The sequence below is a fragment of the Longimicrobiales bacterium genome (assembly GCA_035764935.1).
Classification (GTDB): Bacteria; Gemmatimonadota; Gemmatimonadetes; order Longimicrobiales; family RSA9; genus DASTYK01.
Genome location: DASTYK010000012.1, coordinates 1 through 2,562 on the forward strand (window position 1 = coordinate 1; position 2,562 = coordinate 2,562).

The following is a 2,562-nucleotide window of genomic DNA, read 5'->3' on the forward strand; positions in this document are numbered from 1 at the left end:
TGGGCGAGCAACAGGGAGATCCTGCTGTCCTGCTCGGTCGCACTGCCGTGCCAGGAGCGGTACACGCTGGAGAAATAGAACCTCTCCTCGATCGGCCGCTCCGCACCCGACTTCGCGATGAGCAGCACGTCACCCGCGCGATCACCGTGGGGGCCCGTGGCCAGTGCGCTCATGCGACGCTCGAAATCCAGCAGGTCGGGCCGCGGGTTCGCCGCGAGCCACGCGGACATGTCGACCAGCCCCTCGCCGTTCCACACCCGGAAGGGTGCCGCCCCGCCGCCGGTGCTGCGCCCGTCCCTGGCCAGGATCAGGTCGAGACTGCCCTGCAGTGCGGGAACCCCCGCGCCGGTGCGGTTCGCCGCATCGAACGCGCTCACGACCGGGAGCACGTCCTCGGCCAGGCGCGGCGGTCGATTCCAGTCGCAGACATCGTCTTCTGCGCTGCACGTGGACCTGTCCGCCAGGTACACGTATGCGAACGCGCCCTGGTACGCGACCACCGCCTGGTAGTTTCGCTCGTCTTCGTCCAACTCCAGCTCGGGCGCACGCACCCGGAAACCGGCCTGCTCCAGCACCGCCGTCGGTTCGTCCTGCTCGCCGACACCGAGCGCATGCGGGTCGTCCGCGAGAACCGGAGTGTGGCCATGGTCCGAGACGAACAGCACGAACGTGTCATCCATGGCGCCCGCATTCCGGTACGCTTCGATCACCCGTGAAACAGCACTGTCGACTACCGCAGCGATGTACGCACGCTGCGTGTCGATCGGGTCGGCCGAGATGTGCGTGTACAGATCGATACCGGGAAGGTAGACGACCTGCAGGTCCGCAGGGCCGTGGTCCCCCATGGCCTCCACGAGGTTGTCGACCGCGGTCAGGTCGAGCTCGCGATAGGCCTCCTGCGGGACGCTCTCGTCGTCTTCCGTGATTCCGCGCGCCACCGCGCCGACCAGGTCGTCCAGTGCGTCGGCTGCCGGAACGACCAGCAGGTCCGCACCACGGTGAAACTGAGACAGCGATACGTACGAGCGGACGTCCGCCAGCTCGTAGACCGTGCGCGGGACGAGCACGCTGCCCAGCAGGTCGTCCGTGTAGCTCGCGAGCGCGTCGGCCGTGCCTTCCACGCTCACCGGGGCCGGCGCATAGAGGCGCATCGCGTCGCGGACGAACCATTCGTTGCCCGGAACGCCCGTCATGCCGGCGGGGTGCCCCGTGAACACCGCCGACCAGGCAGCCAGCGTCGTGGACGGGAGGATGCTCAGCGCGCCGGGCACCGCGTAGCCGCGCGGAAACACGTGTCGGGTTGCAGCCGGGTCGCCTGCCGGCCCCGCCACTCCGGGCCCTGCCGCCGCGCGGTCGTCCGGTGCGCCGAGCAGAGCGCGAATCGCAGGTGAGCGACCCGCCTCGATGCTCGACAGCAGCTCGTCCTCGCCCACTCCATCCAGCGCGAACACGAGCACACGAGGACCGCCCCGCGGCGGACGGATCGGATCACGCAGCTGGAGCTCACCCCCACTCGCAACAAGCCCGAGCAGCTCCGCAACGCGCGGGCGCATGAACAGCCCCACGATGATCAGGGCAGCGGCTGCGGCGGCTCCGGCCACCCACCAGCGCCGGCTCACGCGGACTGGTCCTGCTTGCCCGGTGTTCTCAACGCAGGATCCTTGCGGAATTTAAGCATAGTTTGATCGCATTGTGCATGTAATTGTGTACTGTCGGCGGCTCGACTCATCCCATTCGCCCCGAATCCTGTCCGCTTTGTCCCCGACCGCGCGTTCCCCAACGGCTGGACAGATCCCGATGGGAGGGGGCTGTCCCGTTCTTACCGCCATCAAACCGGAGTAGACCATGAGGAAGAGCAAGGCCGGCTGGCTTGCGGCAGCGCTGCTCGCCCTCGCATTCGTGCCGCTGGAGACGTCGGCACAGGAGCGAGGGACAGTAGCGGGCACCGTGACCGATCAGTCGACGAACGCGCCGCTGGCGGGCGTTCAGATCTCGATCACGGGGACGCAGCTCGGAACGATCACCAACAACGACGGCCGCTTTGTCCTCGTGAACGTGCCGGCGGGCTCTCGCGAGGTGCGTGCCACGTCGATCGGGTACTCGGCCGGGCTGGAAACGGTGGACGTTCGCCCGGGTGAGACCACGACGGTGAACTTCACGCTGCCGACGTCGGCGGTCGCGCTGGAGGAGATCGTGGTCACGGGCACGGTCGGCGCGGTGCAGCGTCGTGAGCAGCCGGCCGTGGTGGCGACGATCAATGCGGCGCAGCAGACGGAGCGCGGCACGTCGACCAACGTGACGGACCTGCTGACGGCGCGCGTGCCGGGCGTGCAGGTGACGTCGTCGTCGGGAACGACCGGCACGGCGCAGCAGATCCGCATTCGCGGTGCGTCGTCGATCACGCTGTCGAATGAGCCGCTCGTGTTCATCGACGGCATCCGGGCTTCGAACCGTACGATCACGGATATCGACGTCGGCGGGCAGGGCGTCAGCCAGCTCTTCGACATCAATCCCGAGGACATCGAGAGCATCGAAGTCGTGAAGGGGCCGGCGGCCGCGACG

The 2,562-nt window shown here is 68.2% G+C and carries 2 protein-coding genes; one reads left to right on the top strand and one right to left on the bottom strand.

Going from position 1 to position 2,562, the window contains the following annotated elements; all coding sequences use genetic code 11:
* A partial coding sequence (locus tag VFU06_00685) for an alkaline phosphatase family protein (GenBank protein ID HEU5207897.1) occupies positions 1–1,619 on the bottom strand: 1,619 nt, incomplete at its 3' end.
* 226 nt (positions 1,620–1,845) lie between these two features.
* On the opposite strand from VFU06_00685, the gene VFU06_00690 reads away from it, so the two are divergent.
* The coding region (locus VFU06_00690) for a TonB-dependent receptor plug domain-containing protein (protein HEU5207898.1) at positions 1,846–2,562 on the top strand (717 nt) is incomplete at its 3' end.